Source organism: Candidatus Kurthia intestinigallinarum (assembly GCF_003991225.1).
GTDB lineage: Bacteria > Bacillota > Bacilli > Bacillales_A > Planococcaceae > Kurthia > Kurthia populi.
The window spans coordinates 1-1,385 of sequence record NZ_JTFC01000120.1; the positions used below are offsets into that span (position 1 = coordinate 1).

Below are 1,385 nucleotides of genomic sequence, written 5' to 3' on the forward strand. Positions count from 1 at the left end.
AAATACTGCGTTTGACGGTCGTACTTAGCGATTTCAAAGCCATTGTAGCGTGCATCAAATACTTCAATCGCAATTTTTGGCGCTTTTACATAAGAAAGGGCTGGTAAATGTCCCGCTAACTGCTCAAATGAAACCGCCTTGCTCGCTAGTTTAGGTTCCTGAATGATTTGTTCTAATTGCTCATACAGTTGTGGGTGTAGCACAACATCTAGCGTGGCTAACGTCTTTTCAAGAGTCGCCTGAATCTCAAATAACGCCTTTCGCATTAATTCCGTATCTTTTGCCCATGTTGCAATATATCCTAATGAAAAATGGCTCGTATCAAAGCCTAAATATGCCATTGTCGCACAGGCAATCGATTCTGCTTGCGCCTCCTTATGGGCACGTGTTGCTTCACGATAATCACCACTACGCCCGTGCAGCTGTGCATGGGCGAATTCATGAATAAGCGTACTTAATTTTGCAACTGGATTAGTTTCACTCGCATTAATGATAATTTCGTTGGTCGATGGTACAAAGTAACCTCGTCCTTCCTCATGAATCGAATACGTCTTCTCTGCAACGTGCAATTGCTTAAATTGATTTAAATAATTTTTAAATTGATCATATAGCCTCTGGGCGTCCTCATCCGTTTGAAATCGTTCGTTTACAAAATCTCTTGTCGTTTTAAGTGGCTCTCCTGCTGTTTGTGCGATGTCAAACACTGTTACCCATTTATAGCGAACTAAGACGTTCTCCAGCTTGAGTTCGCCGTTTTCATAAACAGGTTGCTTTGTTTTCGGGTCGAGTACTGGCTGCTGTTCAAAAATAGGAGCACGAATTTGAATGCCCTTCTCCCCTTTTTGCACATAACGCTCATGCTTTTTCCACGCTTGAAAGCCAGCGACATAAGTAGCTTTCGGATTTTGCATAAAAATGAGAATTTGGTTATCTACCGAATACTGGCGCATACTTGCCATGAAAGTTAAGTACCGCTTGAATTCAGTTTGGTTCGCAAATTGCGTCAGCTGTTCTTCAAGCCTTGTCGTAAGCTCTTTTGTACGTTCCTCATATGAGTTAGGTCGCAAGGGCATTACGCCTCACCTCGCTTTTGATATAAAGGTACATAACGCTGTTCGTTTTCAAATGGCACTTCTAAATACGCAACAATGTCATATGAAAGCAAATCCGGTACTTCTACAATCGTCAGTAAATCACGCTTATCACGGTAAATCGGCTTATCGCTAAACTCAACTTCTTCACGTCGATACATTTCTCCAACCTCCTTCTTTATTTCAAAAGTAGAAATTTCTACTTTTGAAAGGTATATATTTCTACTTATGTTTTTTGTACTTATGTTCTATTTATTCACTTTCAAAACTATATTCTATTTGTTAAATTAAAAT

General features: G+C 39.9%; 2 protein-coding genes. Both read right to left on the reverse strand.

The features are described from left to right. On the reverse strand, window positions 1–1,073 hold a 1,073-nt coding region (locus tag QI30_RS19065; protein WP_126992090.1), incomplete at its 3' end, for an ArdC family protein. Beyond that, window positions 1,073–1,252: a hypothetical protein gene (locus QI30_RS19070; RefSeq protein WP_126992091.1), complete on the reverse strand. Its 180-nt coding sequence runs from the start codon at window positions 1,250–1,252 to the stop codon at window positions 1,073–1,075. The genes QI30_RS19065 and QI30_RS19070, both read right to left, overlap by 1 nt. Window positions 1,253–1,385: the final 133 nt, after the last annotated feature.